Annotated in this window: 25 protein-coding genes and 1 pseudogene; 14 read left to right on the top strand and 12 right to left on the bottom strand. The window is 66.7% G+C overall.

Features of this window, described 5'->3' with window-relative positions:
- Positions 1-11 precede the first annotated feature (11 nt).
- Together JSE7799_RS03140 and hemH are read left to right on the top strand one after the other, a co-directional pair.
- Entirely contained in the window at positions 12-845 is an 834-nt protein-coding gene (locus JSE7799_RS03140) for a methyltransferase domain-containing protein (protein WP_055662343.1), read from the top strand.
- Positions 846-847: 2 nt separating this feature from the next.
- Positions 848-1906, top strand: a complete 1059-nt coding sequence (gene hemH, locus JSE7799_RS03135) for a ferrochelatase (RefSeq protein WP_055662342.1) — start codon at positions 848-850, stop codon at positions 1904-1906.
- A 37-nt stretch (positions 1907-1943) separates the two neighbouring features.
- On the opposite strand, the gene JSE7799_RS21945 is transcribed toward hemH, so the two are convergent.
- From JSE7799_RS21945 to JSE7799_RS03115, 4 genes are all read right to left on the bottom strand, one after another.
- A complete protein-coding gene (locus JSE7799_RS21945; protein WP_055662301.1) occupies positions 1944-2072 on the bottom strand; it encodes a hypothetical protein in 129 nt (42 codons plus the stop codon).
- Between the two features lie 132 nt (positions 2073-2204).
- Positions 2205-2612 (bottom strand): 8-oxo-dGTP diphosphatase MutT, encoded by a 408-nt coding sequence (gene mutT / locus JSE7799_RS03125; protein ID WP_055662300.1) that lies wholly within the window; start codon positions 2610-2612, stop codon positions 2205-2207.
- Complete coding sequence (gene argJ / locus JSE7799_RS03120) at positions 2609-3946, bottom strand: bifunctional glutamate N-acetyltransferase/amino-acid acetyltransferase ArgJ (RefSeq protein ID WP_083480206.1); 1338 nt, start codon at positions 3944-3946, stop codon at positions 2609-2611. The genes mutT and argJ overlap by 4 nt, the downstream gene beginning before the upstream one ends.
- A gap of 3 nt (positions 3947-3949) precedes the next feature.
- Positions 3950-4789, bottom strand: coding sequence for a peptidylprolyl isomerase (locus JSE7799_RS03115; protein ID WP_055662299.1), 840 nt, complete (start codon positions 4787-4789; stop codon positions 3950-3952).
- A 181-nt stretch (positions 4790-4970) separates the two neighbouring features.
- Here JSE7799_RS03115 and secA point away from each other — a divergent pair, with 181 nt between their 5' ends.
- Positions 4971-7682, top strand: coding sequence for a preprotein translocase subunit SecA (gene secA, locus JSE7799_RS03110; protein ID WP_055662298.1), 2712 nt, complete (start codon positions 4971-4973; stop codon positions 7680-7682).
- 16 nt (positions 7683-7698) lie between these two features.
- Here the strand turns inward: secA and JSE7799_RS03105 are convergent, their stop codons facing one another.
- Together JSE7799_RS03105 and leuC are read right to left on the bottom strand one after the other, a co-directional pair.
- Positions 7699-8592, bottom strand: coding sequence for an NAD-dependent epimerase/dehydratase family protein (locus tag JSE7799_RS03105; protein ID WP_055662297.1), 894 nt, complete (start codon positions 8590-8592; stop codon positions 7699-7701).
- A 4-nt stretch (positions 8593-8596) separates the two neighbouring features.
- Positions 8597-10000 carry a 3-isopropylmalate dehydratase large subunit gene (gene leuC / locus JSE7799_RS03100; protein ID WP_055662296.1) on the bottom strand — a complete coding sequence of 468 codons (1404 nt, stop codon included), beginning with the start codon at positions 9998-10000 and terminating at the stop codon, positions 8597-8599.
- Between the two features lie 338 nt (positions 10001-10338).
- Here leuC and JSE7799_RS03095 point away from each other — a divergent pair, with 338 nt between their 5' ends.
- The 7 genes from JSE7799_RS03095 (at position 10339) to JSE7799_RS03065 (ending at position 17180) form a co-directional block, all read left to right on the top strand.
- Positions 10339-11676, top strand: coding sequence for a mechanosensitive ion channel family protein (locus tag JSE7799_RS03095; protein ID WP_055662295.1), 1338 nt, complete (start codon positions 10339-10341; stop codon positions 11674-11676).
- Between the two features lie 72 nt (positions 11677-11748).
- On the top strand, positions 11749-12201 hold the full coding sequence (rsfS, locus tag JSE7799_RS03090) for a ribosome silencing factor (protein ID WP_503089878.1): 453 nt from the start codon (positions 11749-11751) through the stop codon (positions 12199-12201).
- Positions 12202-12208: 7 nt separating this feature from the next.
- Positions 12209-12670 carry a 23S rRNA (pseudouridine(1915)-N(3))-methyltransferase RlmH gene (gene rlmH, locus JSE7799_RS03085; RefSeq protein ID WP_055662293.1) on the top strand — a complete coding sequence of 154 codons (462 nt, stop codon included), beginning with the start codon at positions 12209-12211 and terminating at the stop codon, positions 12668-12670.
- A 32-nt stretch (positions 12671-12702) separates the two neighbouring features.
- Positions 12703-14214: a 2,3-bisphosphoglycerate-independent phosphoglycerate mutase gene (gpmI, locus tag JSE7799_RS03080; RefSeq protein WP_055662292.1), complete on the top strand. Its 1512-nt coding sequence runs from the start codon at positions 12703-12705 to the stop codon at positions 14212-14214.
- Positions 14211-15329 carry a murein hydrolase activator EnvC family protein gene (locus JSE7799_RS03075; RefSeq protein WP_055662291.1) on the top strand — a complete coding sequence of 373 codons (1119 nt, stop codon included), beginning with the start codon at positions 14211-14213 and terminating at the stop codon, positions 15327-15329. The genes gpmI and JSE7799_RS03075 overlap by 4 nt, the downstream gene beginning before the upstream one ends.
- The gene (locus JSE7799_RS03070) at positions 15326-16666 is read left to right on the top strand and encodes a S41 family peptidase (RefSeq protein WP_055662290.1); all 1341 of its coding nucleotides are present in this window, start codon (positions 15326-15328) and stop codon (positions 16664-16666) included. The genes JSE7799_RS03075 and JSE7799_RS03070 overlap by 4 nt, the downstream gene beginning before the upstream one ends.
- 37 nt (positions 16667-16703) lie before the next feature.
- A complete protein-coding gene (locus JSE7799_RS03065) occupies positions 16704-17180 on the top strand; it encodes an RNA pyrophosphohydrolase (protein ID WP_055662289.1) in 477 nt (158 codons plus the stop codon).
- A 120-nt stretch (positions 17181-17300) separates the two neighbouring features.
- Here the strand turns inward: JSE7799_RS03065 and JSE7799_RS03060 are convergent, their stop codons facing one another.
- Together JSE7799_RS03060 and JSE7799_RS03055 are read right to left on the bottom strand one after the other, a co-directional pair.
- Complete coding sequence (locus tag JSE7799_RS03060) at positions 17301-17567, bottom strand: hypothetical protein (RefSeq protein WP_055662288.1); 267 nt, start codon at positions 17565-17567, stop codon at positions 17301-17303.
- A gap of 337 nt (positions 17568-17904) precedes the next feature.
- Positions 17905-18213: a hypothetical protein gene (locus tag JSE7799_RS03055; RefSeq protein ID WP_055662287.1), complete on the bottom strand. Its 309-nt coding sequence runs from the start codon at positions 18211-18213 to the stop codon at positions 17905-17907.
- 161 nt (positions 18214-18374) lie between these two features.
- Here JSE7799_RS03055 and JSE7799_RS03050 point away from each other — a divergent pair, with 161 nt between their 5' ends.
- The 4 genes from JSE7799_RS03050 (at position 18375) to JSE7799_RS03035 (ending at position 22609) form a co-directional block, all read left to right on the top strand.
- Positions 18375-19640, top strand: coding sequence for an acetylornithine deacetylase/succinyl-diaminopimelate desuccinylase family protein (locus tag JSE7799_RS03050; RefSeq protein ID WP_055662286.1), 1266 nt, complete (start codon positions 18375-18377; stop codon positions 19638-19640).
- Positions 19641-19678: 38 nt separating this feature from the next.
- Positions 19679-20314, top strand: a complete 636-nt coding sequence (locus JSE7799_RS03045) for an endonuclease III domain-containing protein (protein WP_055662285.1) — start codon at positions 19679-19681, stop codon at positions 20312-20314.
- Positions 20315-20374: 60 nt separating this feature from the next.
- Entirely contained in the window at positions 20375-21829 is a 1455-nt protein-coding gene (locus JSE7799_RS03040) for an ABC transporter substrate-binding protein (protein ID WP_055662284.1), read from the top strand.
- Between the two features lie 72 nt (positions 21830-21901).
- Positions 21902-22609, top strand: coding sequence for a TspO-related membrane protein (locus tag JSE7799_RS03035; protein WP_055662283.1), 708 nt, complete (start codon positions 21902-21904; stop codon positions 22607-22609).
- A 66-nt stretch (positions 22610-22675) separates the two neighbouring features.
- On the opposite strand, the gene JSE7799_RS20855 is transcribed toward JSE7799_RS03035, so the two are convergent.
- The 4 genes and pseudogenes from JSE7799_RS20855 to JSE7799_RS03025 form a co-directional block, all read right to left on the bottom strand.
- Complete coding sequence (locus JSE7799_RS20855; RefSeq protein ID WP_186201829.1) at positions 22676-22840, bottom strand: hypothetical protein; 165 nt, start codon at positions 22838-22840, stop codon at positions 22676-22678.
- A complete protein-coding gene (locus JSE7799_RS21230; RefSeq protein WP_222101696.1) occupies positions 22837-22956 on the bottom strand; it encodes an MrpF/PhaF family protein in 120 nt (39 codons plus the stop codon). Before JSE7799_RS21230 ends, JSE7799_RS20855 begins: the two co-directional genes overlap by 4 nt.
- A complete protein-coding gene (locus tag JSE7799_RS21520; protein ID WP_245624787.1) occupies positions 22935-23171 on the bottom strand; it encodes an MrpF/PhaF family protein in 237 nt (78 codons plus the stop codon). Before JSE7799_RS21520 ends, JSE7799_RS21230 begins: the two co-directional genes overlap by 22 nt.
- Positions 23172-23601: 430 nt before the next feature.
- Positions 23602-23872 (bottom strand): annotated as a pseudogene (locus tag JSE7799_RS03025) (transposase); the annotation flags it as partial.

Genomic DNA, 23872 nt, shown 5'->3' with positions numbered 1-23872 from the left:
ACCTCCGCCCCATGCAAATGCCGTCCCTGACCGACCGTCACGCCCTCGACCTGCACCGCGCCCGCGCGGACGACCCGCGCAGCGGGGCGTGGTTCCTGCATGCGGCGGCGATCGACGAGGTTCAGGAAAGGCTCAAAGACGTTAACAGGACGTTTACGGACCCGGCGATCGTGACCGGGCACCCCGAAATCTGGCGCAACGCGCTGCCCGGCGCGGCCTTGGTGGCCGATATCGAAACGCTCGGTCTGCAGACCTGCGCCCATGACCTCGTGATCCACGCGATGAGCCTGCACTGGGCCGACGATCCCGTGGGGCAGCTCATTCAGTGCCGCCGGGCGCTCCGCGAGGACGGACTAATGATGGTCGCCACGCTCGGCGGGGAAACCCTGACGGAGCTGCGGGCCGCGATGGGGCAGGCGGAGACCGAGATAACTGGCGGGCTGAGCCCGCGCGTCGCGCCGATGGGCGAGATTCGCGATCTCGGCGCGCTGTTGCAGCGTGCGGGGCTGGCCCTGCCGGTCGCGGACGTCACGCCACTGCGTGTGCGGTACCGCGATTTGTCGCACCTAGCGCAAGACCTTCGGGCCATGGGTGAAACCAACGCGCTCGCCGCCCGCCACCGCGTCGCGCCACGGCGCGGCCTGTTCGCGCGCGCCGACGCGCTCTATAGGAAAGCGTTCCCCGATGGGGACGGCATCGCGGCGACGTTCGAGATCGTGTTCCTGACCGGCTGGGCACCTTCGGAGACGCAGCAGAAACCGCTCAGGCCCGGTTCGGCTCAGGCGCGGCTGGCCGATGCGCTCGGCGTGCCGGAAACAGGATCGAAGGGGAAGACACCGGAATGAACATGATGAGCCAGACGCCCGAGACGCCGCTGCCCCACGCGCCTGAGGGCCACCCGAAGGTGCGGATGGGCAAGATCGGCCTGCTGATGGCCAATCTCGGCACCCCGGACGGCCACGATTACTGGTCAATGCGGCGCTATCTGGGTGAATTCCTGTCCGATCGCCGCGTCATCGACTACTCCCCCTTCCTGTGGCAGCCGCTCCTGCAGGGGATCATCCTGACCTCGCGCCCGTTCCGGTCCGGTGCGGCCTACCGCTCGATCTGGAACAACGAGGCGGGCGAAAGCCCCCTGGCCACGATCACCAAGGCGCAGGTCGCCAAGATGAAGACGCGGATGCGCGCGCGCTTCGGGGATCGGGTGATGGTCGATTACTGCATGCGCTACGGCAATCCGTCGACCATGACCAAGGTCGCCGAGATGCAGGCGGCGGGCTGCGAGCGTATCGTCTTCTTCCCGCTCTATCCGCAATACGCCGGGGCGACGTCGGCGACGGCCAACGATCAGTTCTTCCGCGCGCTGATGAAGCTGAAATGGCAGCCGTCGTCGCGCACGGTGCCTGCCTATTTTGAGGATCCGCGCTATATCGAGGCGCTCGCGCAATCGGTGGAGCGGGCCTATGCGGCGGCGGAGATCGAGCCCGAGATCCTCGTCTGCTCCTATCACGGGGTGCCGAAGCGGTATCTGATGGAAGGCGATCCGTATCATTGTCAGTGCCAGAAGACGACGCGCCTGCTGCGTGAGCGTCTGGGCTGGGACAAGGATCGGATCACGACCACATTCCAGTCGAAGTTCGGCCCCGAGGAATGGCTCAAGCCCTATACGGTGGAGGAGGTAGCACGGCTGGCGCGCGAGGATGGCAAGCGCAACATCGCCGTCATCGCGCCGGCCTTCAGTTCGGACTGCATCGAGACGCTCGAAGAGATCAACGAGGAGATACGGGAGAGCTTCGAGGAAGCGGGCGGCGAGCGCTTCGCGTACATCCCGTGCCTGAACGACGACGAGGCGCACATGGATGCGTTGGCCGATATCGCGGCGGAGAATCTGGCGGGCTGGATATAGCCGGCCAGTTCTCAGTCAGTCGATCAAACCGGCCGGATCAGCCCCCGATCAAGCGGCCGGTGAACAATTGCGTGCCGACGCGGACCTGGCCCAAGCCATCGGCCAGATTCTGCACGAAGATGCCCTGAATCGACAGGTACTTTCCAATGGATACGGTTCTAAGCATGGCATGTCCCTCTCTTGCCCTGCATGTTTGTCGGGCTTCCGCCCGACATCATGACGGTACAGTGACATTATTCAGGCTAAAAGATAAACGGCGCGTTAAGAATGGCGCGGCTTTTTTACGCAGCGTGGGAATTCAGAGCCAATCGCGCAACACCGGAATCAGGGGCAGATCGGCCGGCGGCATCGGGTAATCTCTTAAGTCGCGCGGCCTGACCCAGCGGAGTTCCTGCCGTTCGCGAGCCATCGGCTGCCCCTCCCATTTCCGGCAGGCAAAGAGTGGCATCAGAAGGTGAAACCCTTCGTAGGCGTGCGATGCGAACGTCAGCGGCGCGAGGCAGGAGGCCCAAGTGCCGATTCCCAGCTCCTCCTCCAGCTCGCGGATCAGGGCGGCCTCCGGTGTCTCGCCCGCCTCGACCTTGCCGCCGGGAAACTCCCACAGGCCAGCCATCGTTTTCCCCTCGGGACGTCGCGCGAGCAGGACGCGCCCGTCCGCATCGATCAGCGCGACGGCGGAGACGAGGACGACGGGCTTGCCGCTCAAGAACGGTAATCCGCGTTGATCTCCACGTAGCGGTAGGTGAGGTCGCAGGTCCACATTGTGTCCTCCGCTTCGCCAAGCCCCAGATCGACGGACAGCGTGATGCGGTCGCGCGTCATGTAGGCGGCGCCGGCCTCCTCGCGGTAATCGGGGGCGACCTGTCCGTTCTCCGCCACGAGGATGTCGCCAAAGCGTATGGTCAGGCGGTCCCGGTCCGCCTTCGCGCCGGATTTTCCCACGGCCATCACGACGCGGCCCCAGTTCGGATCCTCGCCGGCCGCGGCGGTCTTGATGAGCGGCGAATTCGCGATGGACGACGCGACGCGCCTGGCATCGGCGGCATTCGCGGCCCCAGAGACCCGGACCTCGATCAGCTTGGTCGCGCCCTCGCCATCCATGACGATCTGGAGCGCAAGATCGCGCAGAACCTCGTGCAAAGCCGCCTTGAAGTCGCGCCCGGCCTTCGTGCGCGCGGACGTGATCTCCTCGTTTCCGGCCCGCCCGGTCGCCGCAACGATCACCGAATCGGAGGTGGAGGTGTCGCCATCCACCGTGACCGCGTTGAACGTCTGCTGCGTCAGGTCCGACATCATCGCCTGAAGCGCGTCGTCGGTGATCTTCGCATCCGTGAAGACATAGGCCAGCATCGTGGCCATGTCGGGCGCGATCATCCCCGATCCCTTGGCGATGCCGGCAATCGTCACCTCCTTGCCATCGAGATCGACGCGCCGGACTGCGCCCTTGGGAAAGGTGTCGGTCGTCATGATCGCACGCGCCGCATCGCCTATTCCTTCCGGGGCGAGGTCGGTGGCGAGCGTGTCCATCGCGCCCGTGATGCGCTCATGCGGCAGCGGCTGCCCGATCACCCCGGTCGAGGAGGTCAGCACCCGCGCCGCTGGCGTGCCGAGAGCCTGTCCGACGGCGGCGCAGATCGCCTCCACCGAGGCCGCGCCCGCCGCACCCGTGAAGGCGTTGGCATTGCCCGAATTGACCAGGATCGCCCAACCGCCGGAGCCGCCGCGCGCCGCGAGCTTCTCCTGGCAATCGAGGACCGATCCCGACCGCGTGGCCGAGCGCGTGAACACCCCCGCCACGGCCGAGCCTGCCGCGATCTCCACGAGCATCACGTCGGTCCGGTTCGCCTGTTTGATGCCCGCCTGCGCGGTGGCGAAGCGGATGCCGTCGATGGCGGGCAGGTCCGGGAAGTCCGGCGCAAGCGGCGAAACGAGCGGACCCCGCGGCCCCTCGAGCCGCGCCTCGAGTTCCGAGACGCGCTCCTTGAGGCGGTCGCGCTTCTTCTTCAGTTTCTTGAGCTTCTTTTTCGCCGACAACGCCATTTCTTACTCCGCGAACAGGGAATCGTCGCGCATCGCGGACGGATCGACATCGACGCCCGCACGCTCGACCTCGGCCGCTTCCATCAGCTGCGCGATCTCGGCCTCAAGCCGTTCGTTGCGAAGTTGCGCCTCGATCTCGGGGCGAAGCGCCTCGAGCGAAGGAGCCTCCGCGTCCCGCATCTCGTTGAGCTTGACGACGTGCCAGCCGAACTGCGTCTGGACGGGGGCGCTGATCTCGCCCGGCTCCAGCTCGGTCACGGCCGCCTCGAATTCCGGGACCATCATGCCGGGGCCGAACCAGCCGAGTTCACCGCCATTCGGGCCGGAGGGGCCGGTGGAGCGCTCCCGCGCCAGCTCGGCGAAATCGGCCCCGCTCTCCAGCTCCGCCACGATCTCGCGCGCCGCTTCCTCGGTCTCCACGAGGATGTGGCTGGCGTTGAACTCGGTCTGGGCATCGGCATCGCTGAACCGTGCGTCGTAGATGGCCTGCACCTCGTCATCGTCGAGCGGTTCGCTCGTCAGCTCCTCGAGCTTGCGCGTCGCCAGAAGGGCGCGCGTCTCGTTCTCGATCGCGGCCTCCTCGGGCGCGCCGCGCGCGATGGCGTCGGCCAGGACCTGCTGCTGGATCAGCTGGTCGAGCATCGCCTCGTAGAGCACGTCGTCGGGAAGCTGCTGGTACTGCTCGGGCAGGCGGTCGCGCAGGACGATCAGGTTGCCGAGCGTGATCTCGGTCCCGTTCACCGTCGCCAGCACGGTCGCGGCGTCCGGATTGCCCTGCGTCTGGGAGAGAGCCGGGCCGGCGAGGACGAGCGCGGTGGCCGCGCCGATCAGGAGATGTCGCATCAGATGTTCCTTTCCGGCCCAAGGCCGTTCTCGATAAGTGAGCCGAGGCGCCTTCGTTGACACGCGTCAGGCCGGGACGTAAGTGCGGCGGAAGCTTATTTTCACTGCGTCCGCCCGTGATTTCCCCCTCGTGATATGGGGCCTTCGAACAGTCGGCAAGGGCGCGAGGCAGGGACGACGTATGCTGGGACTCGGTGCGATTGCGAAGAAGGTGTTCGGAACACCGAACGACCGCAAGGTGAAGGCGACGCTGAAGGCGGTCGAGGCCATCAATGCGCTGGAGGCGGAATTCGAAGCCCTCACCGATGCGCAGATCATGGACCGCACCGAGGCGCTCAAGGCCCGCGCCCAGAAGGGCGAGAGCCTCGACGACCTGCTGCCCGAGGCCTTCGCCAATTGCAGGGAGGCCGCGCGCCGCGCCCTCGGCCTGCGGGCGTTCGACGTGCAACTTCTCGGCGGCATCTTCCTGCATCAGGGCAACATCGCCGAGATGAAGACGGGCGAGGGCAAGACCCTCGTGGCGACCTTCCCAGCCTATCTCAACGCGCTGTCGGGCAAGGGCGTCCATATCGTCACGGTCAACGACTACCTCGTGCGCCGCGACGCGGAATGGATGGGCAAGGTCTTCGCCGCGCTCGGCATGGACACCGGCGTCGTGGTCCCCGGCCAGTCCGACGCCGAAAAGCGCGCGGGCTACGCCGCCGACGTGACTTATGCCACCAACAACGAACTCGGCTTCGACTACCTGCGCGACAACATGCGGGCCTCGCGCAAGGAGATGGCGCAGCGCGGTCACAACTTCGCGATCGTCGACGAGGTCGACTCGATCCTCATCGACGAGGCGCGCACGCCGCTGATCATTTCCGGACCCTCCGAGGACCGCAGCGACCTCTACACGCAGGTTGACCGCCTCATCCCCGAGATCGAGGACGAGCATTTCACCCGCGACGAGAAGGCCCGCTCCGTCACCTTCACCGACGAGGGCAACGAATGGCTGGAGGAGCGGCTGGTCGCGGCCGGCATCCTCCCCGAGGGGCAGAGCCTCTACGACCCCGAGAGCACCACGATCGTCCACCACGTCAATCAGGGCCTGCGTGCGCACAAGCTGTTCCACAAGGATCAGAACTACATTGTCCGCAACGACGAAGTCGTCCTGATCGACGAGTTCACCGGCCGCATGATGGCCGGCCGCCGCCTGTCGGACGGCCTCCATCAGGCGATCGAGGCCAAGGAGGGCGTGTCGATCCAGCCCGAGAACGTCACCCTCGCCTCGGTCACCTTCCAGAACTACTTCCGCCTCTATTCCAAGCTCGCCGGGATGACCGGCACGGCCGCGACCGAGGCCGAGGAATTCGGGTCGATCTACGGGCTCGGCGTGGTCGAGGTGCCGACCAACCGCCCGATCGCGCGGCAGGACGAACACGATCAGGTCTACCGCACGGCCGCCGAGAAATACGGCGCCATCGTCGCGGAAATCCGCAAGGCGCACGAGAAGGGGCAGCCGGTCCTCGTCGGCACGACCTCGATCGAGAAGTCCGAAATGCTCAGCCAGATGCTCACTCAGGAGAAGCTGGAGCACAACGTCCTCAACGCCCGCCAGCACGAGCAGGAGGCCCAGATCGTCGCCGATGCCGGCAAGTTCGGCGCGATCACCATCGCCACGAACATGGCCGGACGCGGCACCGACATCCAGCTTGGCGGCAACGTGGAGATGCGCGTCCTGCAGGCGCTGGACGCGACCCCGGATGCCGACCCCGAAGAGGTCCGCGCGCGCATCGAGGCCGAAGTGGCCGAGGAGCGCGCCAAGGTCCTCGAGGCCGGCGGCCTCTTCGTGCTGGCCACGGAGCGGCACGAAAGCCGCCGCATCGACAACCAGCTTCGCGGCCGCTCGGGCCGTCAGGGCGATCCGGGCCGGTCCGCGTTCTTCCTGTCGCTCGACGACGATCTGATGCGCATCTTCGGGTCGGAGCGTCTGGAGAAGGTCCTCTCCGGTCTCGGCATGAAGGAAGGCGAGGCGATCGTGCACCCTTGGGTGAACAAGTCGCTGGAGCGCGCGCAGGCCAAGGTCGAGGGGCGCAACTTTGACATCCGCAAGCAGCTGCTGAAGTTCGACGACGTGATGAACGACCAGCGCAAGGCTGTGTTCGAGCAGCGTCTCGAAATCATGGAGGCCGAGGATATCGGCGAAATCGCGCAGGACATGCGCCATCAGGTCGTCGACGATCTAGTGGACGAATACCTGCCGCCGAAGACTTATGCCGACCAATGGGACGTGCAGGGCCTCTATGCCGCCGTGATCGAGACGCTGAACCTCGACGAGCCCGTAATCGCATGGGCCGAGGAGGAAGGCGTCGATCAGGAGGTTATGCGCGAACGGCTCTACGAGGCGAGCGACAAGCACATGGCTGAAAAGGTCGAGGCCTTCGGCGAGCCGCAGATGCGGCAGGTCGAGAAGCAGTTCCTGCTGTCGACCATCGACGCGAAATGGCGCGAGCATCTGCTGACGCTGGAGCATCTGCGCTCCGTCATCGGCTTCCGCGGCTACGCGCAGCGCGATCCGCTCAACGAGTACAAGACCGAGGGCTTCCAGCTTTTCGAGTCCATGCTCGACAGCCTGCGCCTCGAAGTGACCAAGAAGCTGGCCCGCATCCGCCCGATCTCGCAGGAGGAGCGTCAGGCCGTCCTCGACCAGCTCGCCACACAGCAGGCGGCGCAGCAGAAGACGGTGAACGCCGCCGCGCCCCAGCCCGTCGATCAGCCCGTCGCGGCGGCCGATGGCGCCGAACCCGGCTTCCGGGAGGACGACCCCTCCACCTGGGGCAACCCGGGCCGCAACGATCCGTGCCCCTGTGGCTCGGGCCGCAAGTTCAAACATTGCCACGGGGCCTATTGAGGCCCCGCCCAGCGACCTAGCGGGCGCCGGCCAGCCGCGCGATCCCTTCGTCCAGAGGGATCCGCGGCGCCCAGCCCAAGACGGTGTTGATTCGGTCGATCGAGAGGACGCTCGATCCGACATCCGCGGGGGCGAAGCGGTAATCGACCGCGCGTCCCACGGCCGCTTCCACCAGTGCGATGATCTCGGGCAGGGTCGTGCCGGTCCCGGAGCCCAAGTTGAGGATACGGGGCGACCCCGCCTCCGGGGGGCGGTCGATCGTGGCGCGGAATGCCGCGCACAAATCATCGACATGCAGGTAGTCCCGCATCTCCCGCCCCGTCCCGTTCACGGTGAAGCGTGTGCCGCGCTGGGCCGCGTCGATCACCAGCGGGATCACCCCCCGGTCCCGCCCGGCCGTCATCCCGTAGGGATTGGCCACCCGCAGAATCGTCAGCGCGCGTCCCTCCGCCGCCGCGGCTTCGGCATGCGCGGCCTCGAGCGCGATCTTCTGGCGGCCGTATTCCGTTTCGGCGGCAAGCGGCGCATCCTCCGCAATCGGTAGCCGCGCGTCCGGGGCATAGACCGCCGCCGAAGAGACATAGACCATGTGCCCGCGCCAGCCGCGCGTGGCCAGCCCGTCGAGCATCCCGACCTGAGGCGCGATCTCCGATCGCTCGAGCGTATCCCAATCGGCAAAACCGTGCGCCACGCGCGACAGGCCGGCGAAATGGACAATGGTGGCGTCCTGCGCCGCGACCCAATCAGGGATCAGCGGGTCCGCCGTGAGGATACGGCGCAGCCCCCCCGGTACAGGACCGGGCAGGGGGCTGCGGGTGATCGCGGTGACGTCGCGCCCCCGGCGGGCCAGATCCCCGGCCAGCGCATAGCCGAGGATGCCCGACGCGCCGGTGACGAAGATCGCCGTCACGCGGTCACATCATTTCCCGCACGTCGGTGAGATGGCCGGTCACCGCCGCCGCCGCCGCCATGGCGGGTGACATGAGATGCGTGCGCCCGCCGCGACCCTGCCGGCCCTCGAAGTTGCGGTTCGACGTGGCCGCGCACCGCTCACCGGGGGAAAGCTGGTCGGGATTCATCGCCAGACACATCGAGCAGCCGGCGAGGCGCCATTCGAAGCCGGCATCGCGGAAGATGTCGGCCAGCCCTTCTTCCTCGGCCTGCTTGCGCACCAGACCGGATCCGGGGACGACCATGGCACGCATCCCGTCCTTGATCTTCTTGCCCTTCAGGACGGAGGCCGCGGCGCGCAGATCCTCGATCCGCCCGTTGGTGCAGGAGCCGATGAAGACGGTGTCGATGGCGATTTCGCGGAGCGGCGTGCCGGGCTGGAGGCCCATATATTCGAGCGCCCGTTTCGCCGCATCCACCTTGCCGCCGTTGAAATCGCCCGGTGCCGGAACGGATGCGGTGATCGGCAGGACGTCCTCCGGCGAGGTGCCCCAGGTGACGACGGGCGCGATCTCGTCGCCGGCGATGGTGACGACCTTGTCCCAATGGGCATCGTCGTCGGAATGAAGCGTCTTCCACCATTCCAGCGCGGCATCCCACTGCGCGCCCTCGGGCGCGTGGGGACGGCCCTTGACGTATTCGTAGGTCTTCTCGTCCGGCGCGATCAGCCCGGCGCGCGCGCCGCCCTCGATCGCCATGTTGCAGACGGTCATGCGGCCTTCCATCGACAGGTCGCGGATCGCCTCGCCGCAATATTCGATCACGTAGCCGGTGCCGCCGGCGGTGCCGGTGCGGCCGATCACCGACAGCGTGATGTCCTTGGCCGTGACGCCGGGCCGCAGCTTGCCCGTGATCTCGACCTTCATGTTCTTGCCCTTGCGCTGGATCAGGGTCTGGGTGGCCAGCACGTGCTCCACCTCCGACGTGCCGATCCCGTGGGCCAGCGCGCCGAAGGCCCCATGCGTCGCGGTGTGGCTGTCGCCGCAGACGATGGTCATGCCGGGCAGGGTCCAGCCCTGTTCGGGGCCAATGATGTGCACGATCCCCTGCCGGACGTCCGAGACGGGATAGTAGTGGATCCCGAATTCCTTGGCATTGCGGTCCAGCGCCTCGACCTGGATGCGCGATTCCTCGTTCATGCCGCCGGATGCGCGGTCTGGCGTGGTCGGCACGTTGTGGTCGGGCACCGCGATGGTTTTCTCGGGCGCCCGAACGGTGCGGTTCGCCATGCGCAGGCCCTCGAAGGCCTGGGGGCTGGTGACCTCGTGGACGAGGTGGCGGTCGATATACAGAAGACAGGTGCCGTCCTCGGCCTCGTGGGCCAGGTGGGCGTCCCAGATCTTGTCGTAGAGCGTCTTGCCGGTCATGGCGGCCTCGCACGGTCAGGAGTTTCGTACAAATTGGGGTGAAGGGGCCCCGAAAAGGACCCCAAATTCTGAATAGGCGCCGATCAGCCGCGCGCCGTCACCCCGAAGGCACGACCGAAGAACCGCCAGGGCAGGAAGGCATGATCGGAAAGGTCGTGCACGCGTCTCATCGCGCCGGGGATAATCCCTGTCCGCATCCGCCACAAGATGTTCCCGCGTCCCTTCGCCCGCGGCAGGCCCGTTATCTATGCCGGCCGCTCCCGGCTGCATCGTCGCAGCCGCCGTTTACCCCGCCCGCGTCGATTGCGTTGCACGGCCTTTGCCGCCCATAAGGCGACATGGATGAAGAAGGCCCGTTCGCCATCCCTCTGGAAAGGGAATTCCTGTCGCTCTGGGGGCAGGTGACGACCTATTCGCAGGATGTGCTTCGGCCCGGCTGGAAGCTGTGGCAGGTGCTCATCGTCATCGGCCTGATGCTCGCCGCCTGGCTTCTGCGGCGTTGGATCGCGGCACGGATGACGGCGTGGATGCGCAAGCAGACGGGACGGCCGAAATGGCAGCTCCGCCTTCTCGTCATCTTCCGCAATCGCTTGGGTTTGGTTCTTTTCGCCGCATTCGCCTGGGGCACCTGGTTCGTGATGCAGCAGGCGACCTGGCCCTCGCGCAGCTACCTCGTGGGGTTGGCCGCGACGATCGGGACCGCATTGATGGTGGTCAGCTTCCTCGCGCGCCTGATCCGCAATCCGTTCCTGCGCAAGATCGTGAGCTGGGGGCTGTGGATCTACGTCACGCTGTTCTACCTCGGGATCTGGTCGCAGACGCGCGTCGCGCTCGACCGGGTCGCGATCGAGTTCGGGGAGTTCCGGATCTCCATCCTCGGGATCCTCTCGGCGACGGTCGTGATCGGGGTTCTGTTCTTCGTGGCGCGATTCCTGTCCGCCACGGCGTCCTCGCGCATTTCGCACAACGAGGATCTCAGTCCGTCGATGCGGGTGCTGCTCGTCAAGCTGATGCAGATCACGCTCTATGCCGGAGCGTTCTTCATCGGCCTCAAGGCCGTCGGCTTCGACCTGACCGGCCTTGCGGTGCTTTCGGGGGCGATCGGCGTGGGCCTCGGGTTCGGCCTGCAGAAGGTCGTGTCGAATCTCGTGTCGGGCGTCATCATCCTGCTCGACAAGTCGATCAAGCCCGGCGACGTCATCTCTCTGGGCGAGACATTCGGGTGGGTGACGGCGCTGACCTCGCGCTACGTGTCGATCACCACGCGCGACGGCAAGGAGTTCCTCATCCCCAACGAGGACCTGATCACCGGGCAGGTGGTGAACTGGTCCCATTCCAACAGCTTTGTGCGGCTCGATATCTTCTTCGGCACCGCCTATGGCGACGATCCGCATCTGGTGCGGCGCGTGGCGATCGAGGCGGCGTCCGGCACCAAGCGCGTCCTGTCCTCGAAGCCGCCGGTCTGCCACATCGTGGGCTTCGGCGATTCCTCGGTGGATTACATCCTGCGGTTCTGGATCAGCGATCCGACCGCGGGCCTGACGAACATCCGCGGCAACGTCTATCTCGCGCTGTGGGATGCGTTCAAGGAACACGGCATCTCCATCCCGTTCCCGCAACGGGAGGTCCGCATGCTTGGCGGTGCCGCGCAGATCGAGGCCCAGGCGGCGGAGTAACACCCTTGGATCCGCGCGGCGGAGCGCCCACATGGGACGTGACCGTTGTAGGGTTCGCGCCGGCGCGTTACCCTGCGAAATCCGCACCGATGCGGATGCCCACTTTTCCGGAGGATCGGACCCCTGACTGCCGAACCCATTGCGCCCGCTGCAACGGACGCCCCGAATGGCACCGAGGCCAGCGACGCGACCTTGGCGCTGATCGTCTCGACACTTGACGCCGAAAAGGCCGAGGATATCGTCCAGATCGACCTGCGCGGGAAAACCGCCGTGGCCGACCACATGGTTGTTTGCTCCGGACGCTCGACCCGACAGGTCAGCGCTTTGGCCGAAAAGCTCTCCGAGCGGCTCAAGGACCGGCTCGGCCGGTCGGCGCGCGCCGAGGGCAAGGGACAGGGCGACTGGGTTCTGCTCGATGCGGGCGACGTGGTCGTCCATATCTTCCGGCCCGAGGTGCGCGAGTTCTACCAGCTCGAGAAGATGTGGCAGGACGGCAGCCCCGCACCGGCGACCCGGCCGGGCTGATCGCCGCTTGCGGATCCATCTGATCGCCGTCGGCCGCCTGCGCAGGGGGCCGGAAAAGGCGTTGGTGGACGATTATCTCGACCGTTTCGCCAAGGCGGGGCGCGGGCTCGGCCTGCCCCCCGTCACGTTGCAGGAGGTCGAGACGCGCGGCGGCATGGCCGCGGAGGCCGGCGCGATCGCCAAGGCCCTGCCCGCCGGCGCAGCCTGCGTGATCCTCGACGAACGTGGCCGGCAATTGTCCTCGCCCGATTTCGCCGAGCGTATTGGTGCATGGCGCGATGGCGCACGGGACGTGGCCTTCGTGATCGGCGGGGCCGACGGTCTCGATCCGGCGTTGCGCGACGGTGCCGATCTCGCCATCAGCTTCGGGGCGATGGTCTGGCCGCACATGCTCGTGCGCGTCATGCTCGCCGAACAGCTTTACCGCGCCGCTTCCATCCTTGCGGGCGGCCCCTATCATCGGGTCTAGAGGCGGCGTCCCGACCCGGAGGAGCCAATTCCATGCACAAGAAACCCGTCGTCCTTTGCATCCTTGACGGATGGGGCATTTCCGACCGGCCGGAGCAATCCGCGCCCGATCAGGCGGACACGCCGAATTTCGACAGGCTCATGGCCACCTGCCCGAATGCGACGCTGACCACCTTCGGCCCGGCCGTGGGCCTGCCCGAGGGGCAGATGGGCAATTCCGAGGTCGGCCACATGAACATCGGCGCGGGCCGCGTCGTCTGGATGGATCTCGGTCTGATCGACAAGGCGATCGCCGACGACACCTTCGCCGACGAACAGGCGCTGCGCGACTGGATCGCCGACCTCAGGCAAAGCGGCGGGCGCGCGCATCTGATGGGCGTGATCTCCGACGGCGGTGTGCATGGTCATATCGAGCATCTGATGGCCGCCGCCCGGGCCATCGTGGCGGAAGGGATCCCGGTTCTGATCCATGCCATCACCGACGGCCGCGACGTCGCGCCCCGCTCCGCCGAGACGTTCGAGGAACATCTGCGTCGCGAGATCCCCGCCGGCGCAGAGGTCGTCACGGTGACGGGCCGCTACTTCGCGATGGACCGCGACAACCGCTGGGATCGGGTGGAGCGGGCCTGGGCCACGATGGTCTGGGGCGAGGGCGAGCATGTCGAAAGCGCCGCGGCCGCCATCGCCACCGCCCGCGAACTCGACCAGAGCGACGAGTTCATCGAGCCGACCGTCATCGGAGATTACGAGGGGATGCGCGACGGAGACGGGGTGTTCTGCCTCAACTTCCGTGCCGATCGCGCCCGCGAAATTCTGGCTGCCCTGGCCGATCCCGACTTCGACGCTTTCGAGACACGCGATCGCCCGAAGCTGCACATGCTTGGTATGGTGGACTACTCGACGCGGCACGAGACCTACATGCGCACGGTCTTCCCGAAGCAGACCATCCCGAACACGCTGGGTCACTGGGTCGCCGAAAAGGGCCTGACGCAGTTTCATTGCGCCGAGACCGAGAAATACCCGCACGTGACCTTCTTTCTCAATGGCGGGCGTGAGGATGCGGAGGCCGGCGAGGATCGCGTGATGCCGAAATCGCCCGATGTGGCGACCTACGACATGAAGCCCGAGATGTCCGCCGGGGAGGTCACGGATCACTTCGTCGAGGCCGTAGAAAAGGGTTACGACCTGATCGTCGTGAACTACGCCAATCCCGACATGGTCGGCCATACCGGCGATCTGGCCGCCGCGACCCGCGCCTGCGAGGCCGTCGATGCGGGTCTTGGCCGGGTGCTGGCAGCGTTGGAGAAGACCGACGGCGCGATGATCGTCTGCGCCGACCACGGTAATTGCGAGACGATGGTCGATCCGGAGACCGGCAAGCCGCACACGGCCCATACGCTGAACCCCGTTCCGGTGATCCTGTGGGGCGGGCCAGAGGGGGCGGCGCTGCATGACGGCAAGCTTGGGGACCTTGCGCCGACGCTTCTGGCGCTGATGGGCGTGGACAAGCCCAAGGAGATGACCGGGGAGAGCCTTCTGGAATGAGGGCGATCGCGCTCCTCATTCTGCTCGCGCTGCCGGCACAGGCGCAGGATGCGGCGCGATCGGCACGCATCGCGGCCGCCGATCTGGGGCGCGCGGCCGAGACGCTTCGCGTGGCCGAGGGGGCCAGCGCGCGGCTGCGGGCGCTGACGGCGGTGGTGCGGGCACAGGAGGCGGGTCTTGCGGCGTTGCGCGACGGGCTGCGGCAGGCCGCGACCCGCGAGGATGCGCTCTCCGCCGATCTGGCCGCGCGCGAGGTGGAGATCGGCCGTCTCGTTGCGGCGCTTCAGGCGATGGAACATGCGCCGGTGCCCCTGCTGCTGCTGCATCCGTCGGGCGCGGTCGGAACGGCGCGTGCCTCCATGACGCTGGAGGGGTTGGCCCCGCAGATGGAGGTGCAGGCCGCCGCCCTGCGTGCCGATCTCGACGTGCTCCGCCGGCTTCGCACGCTTGAAACCGCCGCCGCCGACGCGCTCGGGGGCGGGGTCGTCGCGGTGCAGGCGGCGCGTGCCGCCCTGTCGGAGGCGGTGGCGGAGCGGACGGACCTGCCCGCGCCGATGGGGGCGGACGACGCACAAATCGCCGCGCTCGTCAGTCTCGCCGATACGCTCACCGCCTTCGCGAACGGCTTGGGCGGCCTTCCGCCCGGCCCGGACGACGATCTCGTCCTGCCGCTTCCGGCGCCCGCGGCCGGTACGGTCCTGCGGAGCTTCGGCGATCGTGACGCCGCCGGCATCTCCCGGCCCGGTCTTGTTCTGACGGTTGCGCCTGAATCGCAAATCGCCGCGCCCGCCGCAGGCACGATCCGCCATGCCGGTCCGCTTCTGGATTACAAGAACGTGATCGTGCTGGAGCCGCGGCCCGGGACGCTGATGGTTTTCGCGGGCCTCGCCGAGGTCTATCACCCTGCCGGAACCATCGTCGAAGCAGGCGCCTCGCTCGGCCGTGTGGGGGGGCGGTTGCCCGGTCCGGTCGATTTTCTGCGGCAGACCGTCACCGGAGGTGGCGCTTCGCCGCCCGAGACGCTTTATATCGAAGTCAGAGAGGACGGCTCGCCCGTCGATCCGGCGGAGTATTTCGCCACCGATCAGGGCCGATCCAGAGGAGAACAGGAATGAAGAAGATCGCGATGGCCGCCGCCGGGGGGATTCTGGCCGGTATTATGGCCACAACGCAGGTCGCCGGCCCGCTCCTTGCGCAGGAGGCGCGGGGGGCGACGGTTTACGAACAGCTCGATCTCTTCGGGATCGTGTTCGAGCGGATCCGCAACCAGTATGTCGAGGATGTCGAGGAGGGCGAGCTGATCGAAGCGGCCATTAACGGCATGCTCACCTCGCTCGATCCGCACTCCTCCTACCTGCCGCCGCGCGATTTCGAGGACATGCAGACCGATACGCGCGGCGAATTCGGCGGTCTCGGCATCGAGGTCACGCAGGAGGACGGCTACGTCAAGGTCATCACACCGATGGACGGAACGCCGGCCTACGAGGCGGGCGTCGAGGCGGGTGATTACATCACCGCCGTCGATGGCGAGAACATCCTGGGCTATACGCTGGAAGAGGCGGTGGAGCTTATGCGCGGGCCGGTCGGGTCCGAGATCACCGTCACGCTCCTGCGCGAGGGGCTGGAGGAGCCGATCGACGTCACCATCACCCGCGACACGATCAAGCTGACCGCCGCGCGCGTGCGTCGTCAGGGGGACGTGGTCGTCATCCGTGCTTCCACCTTCAACGACCAGACCATGCCGAACGTTCGCGACGGCTTTACCGAGGTCGTCGAGGAGATCGGCGGTCTCGAGAATGTCGAAGGTGTCGTGCTGGACCTGCGCAACAATCCCGGTGGCCTGCTGACGGCAGGGGTCGATCTCGCCGACGCGTTTCTGGAGCAGGGCGAGATCGTCTCGACCCGGACCCGGAACGCCGCCGATGGCGACCGCTTCAATGCGGAAGCCGGCGATCTCGTGGAGGGCCTGCCAATGGTCGTCCTGATCAACGGCGGCTCGGCCTCGGCCTCCGAAATTGTGGCCGGCGCGTTGCAGGATCACCGCCGCGCGGTGGTCGTGGGCACCAAGTCCTTCGGCAAGGGGTCGGTCCAGACGATCATGCCGGTTCAGGGCGATGGTGCGATCCGCCTGACGACGGCGCGCTACTACACGCCGTCGGGCCGCTCGATCCAGGCGCTGGGCATCTCTCCCGACATCGTAGTCGTCCAGCCGCCGCGCGACCCGGATGCGGAGACCGACGAGTCCGAGGAGGAGACGACCACTCCGCGCCGCCGCTCGGAGAGTTCGCTGCGCGGATCGCTCGTCAACGACAGTCTGAGTGCCGACGAGCAGGAGCAGGTTCGCCAGGAGCAGGAGGCCGCGGAAGAAGCCGCCCGGCTTCGCGACGAGGATTACCAGCTCGCCTATGCGATCGACATCCTCAAGGGCCTCACTGCCATTAAGCTGCAATGACGAGGGAGGGGCGGCATTTGCGCCGCCCCGATGCAACATGACCCCCGACGAAATCGCCCTCCTGCCCTACCGACCCTGTGCCGGCGTCTGCCTGACCAATCCGGATGGGTTGATCTGGGTGGGAGAGCGTATCGATCGGCCCGGCGCCTGGCAGATGCCCCAAGGGGGCATCGATGCCGGGGAGGCGCCGCAGGCCGCCGCCCTGCGCGAGTTGCGCGAAGAGACCGGATTGCGTCCCGAAGCCGTTACGCTGATCACCGGTCTGTCGGACCCGATCGCTTATGACCTCCCGCATGACCTTGTCCCGGTACTCTGGAAGGGGCGCTATCGCGGGCAGATGCAGTACTGGTTCAACTTTGCCTATGACGGACCAGATGATGCCGTCGATCTGGATTACCACGTGCGCGAGTTTTCGGAATGGCGGTGGATGGCCCCTGCCGAGGTGCTCAAGGCGATCGTGCCGTTCAAGCGAGACCTCTACGCGGACGTCCTGACCGGGTTCGGGTTGCTCTGATCTCTGCAAAGGGTGTGGATGTGCCGGGACAAAGAAGCCGGGACATGGGCAACCCTCGGAAATGTCGTGCGGGAGATCGCCCGCGCGGATAGCCATGATGATGCCGATGCGCGGCTGGCCTCAGACCTCGTTCAGGACGTAGATGAGCAGACCGATCGCGGTGAGCGGCACGACGTAGACACCCCAGATAAGCTTCCGGTGCAGGTCGCCGACATAATCCCGCAATCCGATTTCGACATGGGTGTGCATGGGCAGGGGCGGCTGCTCCTCGCGCCATTCGGCCTCGAGCCGCGCACGCTCACCGGCGCGGAACCACAATACCAGAGACCAATAGACCGTCGTCAGCAGGATGAGCAGGAGCACAACCAGTCTCAGCAACCCGAGCATCGAGACCTCCTGACTTCTGAAGGCCGGAAATTGCCGCGATTTCCGGCATCGGGCCCGGCAGCCTCGTTAGGTGGAGAGGCACTGCGTCGGCGGTGGCCGGTTCTTTGTGCCAAGCGGCGGGGTGTTCCGGGCGTGAAGCGGGATCCAGCGGCCGTCGCGTCACCCGGGCCGGGTTCGCTCCGTCCACCGATAGCGGCGGCTTGCAACGAGAAATCTGCCTCCGTGCGCAACGCTTTTGTACGGGATCCGATGTTCAACCGAAAGATCGAAGCGGCAAGCGTAGGCATGAACCGTACCTCGTGACTGCGCCGCATGGTGTGTGGCTCACGGACTCTGCTTACCATTGCACATTCCGCCATCCACGCGGCAGGTTCGCAACCGAGAGCACCATGATCGGGGCCCAGACGAGCGCTGCCCGTGCCGCGAGGGCGACGAAATGCCCAGGCGTTTCCGCCAGCACCGCATCCCCCGCCTTGCCGTAGAGCCACCAGAAGACCGCCGCCGAGAGCACCGTCAGCGAAGCCGCCGAGAGCAGGCCGATCGCGATGAGCCAAGGCACCCCCTCGGGGAGCAACTTGCCCAGAAGCCACGGGATGATCCAGGCCGCCAAGGCGAGCACGATCAGGGGCAGGATGATGCCGCTCATGCCTTATCCTCCACTTGCCGCCGCTTCGCCATTCGTCGCATGGCAGGCCCATCCTTGTCGATGGCGGCGGCGCTGGAGCGGACCGCAGGATTCTCCTCCGCGGGAGTGGTGTGCACCGGGTTTTCCCGCCAGTGTGGCCCGGTCAAGACGAGGGGAATGGAATGGACCGATTGCTGACGGAGATCACGGCGCGCGAAGGAGAGCTGATCGCGCTGACCCAGGAGCTGATCCGCATCCCCACCCTGAACCCGCCGGGCCTGCATTACCGCGAGGTCTGCGAGATGGTGGGCGGCCGGCTCGGCGCACGCGGCTGGAATGTGCAGATGGTCCGCGCCGAAGGGGCCCGCGGTGACAGCGACGTGCATCCCCGCTGGAACGTCGTCTGTCGGCTGGAAGGGGCGGCGCCCGGCGAGACCGTCCACTTCAATGGCCATCACGACGTCGTCGCCGTCGGCGAGGGGTGGACCCGCGATCCGTTCGGCGGAGAGGTGGCGGACGGACGGGTCTATGGCCGCGGGGCTTGCGACATGAAGGGCGGGATCGCCACATCCATCATCGCCGCCGAAACCTTCGCCGATCTCAACCCCGATTTTCGCGGCGCCATCGAGATTTCCGCCACGGCGGACGAAGAATCGGGCGGCTATGGCGGGGTCGCCTATCTGGCCGAAAAGGGGCGGTTCGCCCATGTCGACCACGTCATCATCCCCGAGCCGCTCAACAAGGATCGCATCTGTCTGGGGCATCGCGGTGTCTGGTGGGCGGAGATCGAGACCAAGGGCCGCATCGCCCACGGCTCCATGCCGTTCCTCGGGGATTGCGCGGTTCGCCATATGGGCGCCGTCATCGAGGAGATGGAGCACACGCTGTTCCCGCTTCTGGCGGGCCGGCGCACCGACATGCCTGTCGTGCCCGAGGGCGCGCGGCAATCGACGCTCAATCTCAATTCCGTCCATGGTGGCGAGCCGGTGCAGGACGCCGATTACACCGGATTGCCCTCGGCTTGCGTGCCCGACCGGTGCGTGCTGACGATCGATCGCCGCTTCCTGATCGAGGAGGACATCGCGCAGGTGAAGCGCGAGGTGACGGAGATGATGGAGCGTATCCGCGCCGAACGCCCGGAATTCCGCTACGAGATCCGCGACCTCTTCGAGGTGTTGCCGACGATGACCCCCGAGGACGCCCCGGTCGTGCGCGTCGTGCAGGAGGCCGTCCACGAGGTCATGGGCAAATCGGCGGAATTCGTCGTCTCGCCGGGAACGTACGACCAGAAGCATATCGACCGGATCGGGCGGCTGCGAAACTGCATCGCCTACGGACCCGGTGTGCTCGACCTCGCGCATCAGCCGGATGAATGGATCGGGATCGCCGACATGGTCGATGCCGGGGGGGTGATGGCGCTGGCGCTGCAGCGGCTGCTCGGGCGCTGACGCTTGCCCGGCGGGGCGGCTCGGCTAGATGAGTTCCCATGCTCGACCCTGCCGCCCTGCGCGAGACCATGGAACTTCTGCGCGCCGCCTATCCGCAGGCCAAGGCGCCCGATACCAAGGGCGGACGCGATCCGTTCCGCTCCGTCGTAGGCTGCATGCTCTCGGCGCAGTCGCGCGACCGGAACACGATGGCCGCGTCGAATGCGCTTTTCGCGCTGGCCGACACGCCGGAGGGGATCCTTGCCCTGAAGGACGAGGAGATCGTCGCGGCGATCCGGCCCTGCGGCCTTTACAACATGAAGGCGCGCAATCTGCGCAAGATGTGCCGATATCTCCTTGATGAGCTGGACGGGGAGGTGCCGCGCACGCGTGCCGGGCTGATGGCGCTCCCCGGGGTGGGGCGCAAATGCGCCGACATCGTGCTGCACTTCACGTTCGGTGAGGCGGTGATCGCGGTGGACACGCATGTCCACCGGGTCTGTAACCGGACGGGGTTGGCCGCGGGCCGGACCGAGGAACAGACGGCGACGTCCCTTGAGGCGCGCATTCCCGATGATTTCCGCAAGGATGGCCACGTGCTGATCCTGACGCATGGCAAGACGATCTGCCGCGCGCGGGCGCCGCGCTGCGATGTCTGCCCCGTTGCCGCGTTTTGCGAGGCCTTGGCCGCTTGATCCGCTTGCCGAAGGTCCGCTCCGCCGCCTAGGCTGCGGCGGACGAAGGGGAGGAAACCCATGCTCATCAGAACCGCCGCCACGCTGGCCCTCATGACGACAACCGCCATGGCGCAGCAGACCGACATCACCATCGGGATGCAGCTCGAGCCGCCGAATCTCGACCCGACAGCCGGGGCCGCCGCCGCGATCGACGAGGTGGTTTATGCCAACGTCTTTGAGGGGCTGACGCGATTCGGCCCCGACGGCACGGTACAGCCCGCCCTGGCCGAAAGCTGGGAGGTCAGCGAGGACGGGAAGGTCTGGACGTTCGACCTGCACGAGGGCGTCACCTTCCATGACGGCACCGCGATGGATGCCGAGGATGTGGTCTTCACGCTCGACCGCGCCCGAAGCGAGGACTCCACGAACGCGCAGAAGGTCCTTTTCGAGAATATCGAGACGGTCGAGGCCGTGGATCCCGGGACCGTGCGGATCACGCTGGCCGAAGCGGATGGCAACCTGCCGTTCAACCTCGCTTGGGGCGATGCCGTGATCGTCGCGCCCGAGAGCGCGGAGACCAACGTGATCGAACCGGTCGGCACCGGCCCCTTCGCCTTCGAGGACTGGGTGCAGGGGGATCGCGTGGAGATCGCCCGTTACGAGGATTACTGGGGCGAGGCGCCGGCGCTGGAGCGCGCAACCTTCAAGTTCATCTCTGACCCGAACGCCGCCTTTGCGGCGGTGATGGCCGGCGACATCGACGCTTTTCCCAACTTTCCCGCTCCGGAGACCCTGTCGAGCTTCGAGTCCGATCCCCGCTTCGAGGTCATCGTCGGCTCCACCGAGGGGGAAACCGTTCTGGCGATGAACAATGCCGTCCTGACGGACAAGAGGCTGCGGCAGGCCATCGGGCATGCCATCGACCGGCAGGCGGTGATCGACGGGGCGATGTTCGGCTACGGCACGCCGATCGGCACCCATTTCGCGCCGCACAATCCCGACTACGTGGACCTGACGGAGATGTCGGCCTACGACCCCGACCGCGCGCGGGAATTGCTGACGGAGGTGGGCGAGGTGCCGACGCTGCGCCTGATGCTGCCGCCGCCGGCCTATGCGCGACGCGGCGGCGAGATCATCGCCAGCCAGCTGCGCGAGGTCGGCATCGAGACGGAGATCACCAATCTCGAATGGGCCCAGTGGCTTGAGCAGGTGTTCAACAACAAGGATTTCGACCTGACCATCGTCAGCCACACGGAACCCGCGGACATCAACATCTACGCGCGTCCCGACTACTACTTCCAGTACGACAACCCCGAGTTCCAGTCGCTGATCGAGGAGGCGGGCCGCGTGACCAGCGCCGAAGAGCGCGGCGCCCTGCTGCAGCGCGCGCAGGAGACGATCGCCGAGGATGCCGTCAACGCCTACCTCTTCCAGCTCGCCAAGACCGGCGTGGCTGATGCCCGGATCGAGGGTTTGTGGGAGAACGCGCCGACCCAAGCCAACGACCTGACCGGCGTGCGCTGGACCGAGTGAGCCGCACGTGATGGATTGCGAAGCCTCCGGCGGGCCTCCTCGGGGCGCGTTCCAACCGAAAGGGCAGGGCGCATGAGGCCCGCGCCGGTTCTCGTGCTCGTGGCCGCGCTCGCTTTCGCGGCGTCGCCGCTATTCGTGCGCGATTTTGCAGGCTTCGATACGTCGCAATTTCCGGTTCGTATCCCGGAGCCGCCGGTGCAGCCTGCGGGCTACGCCTTCGCGATATGGGGCGCGATCTATCTCTGGCTGATCATCATGGCGGGGTTCGGGCTGTGGCGGCGCGCGGCGGCGCCCGGCTGGGCGCGGACGCGCTGGCCGCTGATCGTGAGTTTCGGGGTCGGCGCGATCTGGTTGCCGGTTGCGGTGGCCTCGCCGGTCTGGGCGACGGTGCTGATCTGGGCGATGCTCCTTGCCGCGCTCGCGGCGCTACTGCGTACGCCCGACCGCGATCGGTGGCTCTTGCGGGCGCCGGTCGGCCTTTATGCCGGATGGCTGACGGCCGCCTCCTGCGTCTCGCTCGGGGTGGTTCTGCCGGGCTACGGGATCGGCCCTTTCGGCGCGGAAGGTTGGGCGATTGCGGCGCTGTCTCTGGCGCTAGCGATTGCGTTGGCGATCCTGCGCGCGCGGCCGACGCTGATGTACGGGGTGGCCCTTGTCTGGGCGCTTCTGGCGGTGCTGGTGGCCAACGGTGCAAACCTCGTGGGTCTCTTCGCTCTCGGCGCCGCGCTGGTCATCGGGGCCGTAACGCTGTGGCGAATGAGGCGCGCGCGCGGCGCTTAGCTCTCCTCGGGGCCGCCCTTCGTCGACGTTCAAAGCAGCCCCCCGCACGGAAGGCCGTCAGTTCGATCATGTGCCCCCACCGGCGCCGTCAGCAACAGGACGATCGCGGTGACCCGCGCCTCCGTCGGCCATTCCCGAAGCCAACCGCGACGGCAGAATGATGAGGCCGGCGACGAAGGCGAAGAATCCGCTTGGCAGCACTTTAACCGAGAGGAAAGTTTCGGGGATCATCCCTTATCCTCCATGTTGTCACGCGTCTTCGGCCTTGGCAGCCGGCTTGCGCGCTCCGTGAAGCGGGCGAAGGCGACGGTGGCGATGAACCCGATCAGCGCAGGAACCACGGCCACGGCGAGGAGGGCTGCGATCCGGTGTCGAGCATGAAGAGGCCGCAGAAGCCGACCACCAGCGCCGTCATCGTGCCGAGCGCCACGACCCGGTCCGGCGGGCTCGGCACCTTGATAAGCCGGAAAACCGCGAGGATGACGTCAAGAAGCACCAGGCTAAGGGCCACCTGAACCGCGGTGGCCAGAATTGGCTTCGCATTGGTCAGGCTGCCGGTCATCACAGCGACTCCGCATCCATTTTCCATGCCGCTCTCGTTCTGGGACGCGATTACCTTCGGGTCCTCGGCGAACACCGCGTGGACGACGACCGTTCTGTTATCATCGCTCACGTCGAGGCTGAGCGTGGCGGGCGTGAGCGAAGGAGTACCTCCGCCTCGCTCCGGGTGTTCAGCGAGGCCGCTATGATGTTCGGTCGCGTGCGGTGGCGCGGGGTCAGTACGTCCCAAGCCAATGAAAGGAACGAAACGATGAGCTCGTAGTTTAACCCGGATAATTCATGAAGCCGTATTCTTCTGCTTAGGGGGCCGGTTACTTGGGTCTCGGGCTTGTCGCGCGCACCCGGTGTTTGCGTCCGGTTGGCAGGCCGGCCGGTGACTTGGGTCTTGGGCGATACGGGTTGATGTTTCTGGGTTTTTCGGGGCGCATGCGTCAGGCTGTTTTCGGTGGGGCGAGGGCGTCGAAGAGAAGGAGGAGAAGTCCCTTTCGGGGACACGATGCCGGCAGGGTCACGATGATCCGGGTCTTCTTTTCGACGATGGTGGCGGCCAGCTTGACGAGATGCAGCCGCAGCGTGTCGAACTGGGCGCGGCGCCACGGTGAGGCTTCGGGCAAGCCGCGCGAAGCTTCCACCAGACCCAGTAGGCGCAGCCGTGCAGCATCAGACGCATCTGATTGGCGTTGGCTTTCGAGCACGACGTCC

Origin of the sequence: Jannaschia seosinensis (genome assembly GCF_001408515.1) — a bacterium.
In the GTDB taxonomy this organism is placed as follows: Bacteria; Pseudomonadota; Alphaproteobacteria; order Rhodobacterales; family Rhodobacteraceae; genus Jannaschia; species Jannaschia seosinensis.
Note: the sequence above shows the minus strand (reverse complement) of the source record. Positions and strands in the feature narration are given on the sequence as shown.

Coding starts and splice junctions, on each gene's coding strand:
- JSE7799_RS03140 (WP_055662343.1), top strand. CDS start 12: ATGCAAATGCCGTCCCTGACCGACCGTCACGCCCTCGACCTGCACCGC.
- hemH (WP_055662342.1), top strand. CDS start 848: ATGATGAGCCAGACGCCCGAGACGCCGCTGCCCCACGCGCCTGAGGGC.
- JSE7799_RS21945 (WP_055662301.1), bottom strand. CDS start 2,072: ATGCTTAGAACCGTATCCATTGGAAAGTACCTGTCGATTCAGGGCATC.
- argJ (WP_083480206.1), bottom strand. CDS start 3,946: ATGGCGTTGTCGGCGAAAAAGAAGCTCAAGAAACTGAAGAAGAAGCGC.
- JSE7799_RS03115 (WP_055662299.1), bottom strand. CDS start 4,789: ATGCGACATCTCCTGATCGGCGCGGCCACCGCGCTCGTCCTCGCCGGC.
- secA (WP_055662298.1), top strand. CDS start 4,971: ATGCTGGGACTCGGTGCGATTGCGAAGAAGGTGTTCGGAACACCGAAC.
- leuC (WP_055662296.1), bottom strand. CDS start 10,000: ATGACCGGCAAGACGCTCTACGACAAGATCTGGGACGCCCACCTGGCC.
- JSE7799_RS03095 (WP_055662295.1), top strand. CDS start 10,339: ATGGATGAAGAAGGCCCGTTCGCCATCCCTCTGGAAAGGGAATTCCTG.
- gpmI (WP_055662292.1), top strand. CDS start 12,703: ATGCACAAGAAACCCGTCGTCCTTTGCATCCTTGACGGATGGGGCATT.
- JSE7799_RS03075 (WP_055662291.1), top strand. CDS start 14,211: ATGAGGGCGATCGCGCTCCTCATTCTGCTCGCGCTGCCGGCACAGGCG.
- JSE7799_RS03070 (WP_055662290.1), top strand. CDS start 15,326: ATGAAGAAGATCGCGATGGCCGCCGCCGGGGGGATTCTGGCCGGTATT.
- JSE7799_RS03065 (WP_055662289.1), top strand. CDS start 16,704: ATGACCCCCGACGAAATCGCCCTCCTGCCCTACCGACCCTGTGCCGGC.
- JSE7799_RS03060 (WP_055662288.1), bottom strand. CDS start 17,567: ATGCTCGGGTTGCTGAGACTGGTTGTGCTCCTGCTCATCCTGCTGACG.
- JSE7799_RS03055 (WP_055662287.1), bottom strand. CDS start 18,213: ATGAGCGGCATCATCCTGCCCCTGATCGTGCTCGCCTTGGCGGCCTGG.
- JSE7799_RS03050 (WP_055662286.1), top strand. CDS start 18,375: ATGGACCGATTGCTGACGGAGATCACGGCGCGCGAAGGAGAGCTGATC.
- JSE7799_RS03045 (WP_055662285.1), top strand. CDS start 19,679: ATGCTCGACCCTGCCGCCCTGCGCGAGACCATGGAACTTCTGCGCGCC.
- JSE7799_RS03040 (WP_055662284.1), top strand. CDS start 20,375: ATGCTCATCAGAACCGCCGCCACGCTGGCCCTCATGACGACAACCGCC.
- JSE7799_RS03035 (WP_055662283.1), top strand. CDS start 21,902: ATGAGGCCCGCGCCGGTTCTCGTGCTCGTGGCCGCGCTCGCTTTCGCG.
- JSE7799_RS20855 (WP_186201829.1), bottom strand. CDS start 22,840: ATGATCCCCGAAACTTTCCTCTCGGTTAAAGTGCTGCCAAGCGGATTC.
- JSE7799_RS21520 (WP_245624787.1), bottom strand. CDS start 23,171: ATGACCGGCAGCCTGACCAATGCGAAGCCAATTCTGGCCACCGCGGTT.